1 rRNA gene is annotated in these 234 nt (G+C 52.1%); it reads left to right on the top strand.

Features of this window, described 5'->3' with window-relative positions:
- Positions 1-29 precede the first annotated feature (29 nt).
- A 16S ribosomal RNA gene (locus C1Y41_RS19775) occupies positions 30-234 on the top strand; the annotation flags it as partial.

Below are 234 nucleotides of genomic sequence, written 5' to 3'. Positions count from 1 at the left end.
GCTTAACTTGTTTAAGCAAATCAAACTTTAAATTGAAGAGTTTGATCATGGCTCAGATTGAACGCTGGCGGCAGGCCTAACACATGCAAGTCGGACGGTAGCACAGGGGAGCTTGCTCCCCGGGTGACGAGTGGCGGACGGGTGAGTAATGTCTGGGAAACTGCCCGGTGGAGGGGGATAACTACTGGAAACGGTAGCTAATACCGCATAACGTCTTCGGACCAAAGTGGGGGA

It is taken from the genome of Pantoea sp. ICBG 1758 (genome assembly GCF_002928325.1).
In the GTDB taxonomy this organism is placed as follows: Bacteria; Pseudomonadota; Gammaproteobacteria; order Enterobacterales; family Enterobacteriaceae; genus Pantoea; species Pantoea eucrina.
The sequence above is the reverse complement of the archived record's forward strand: the minus strand, read 5'-3'. Positions and strand labels throughout refer to the sequence as shown.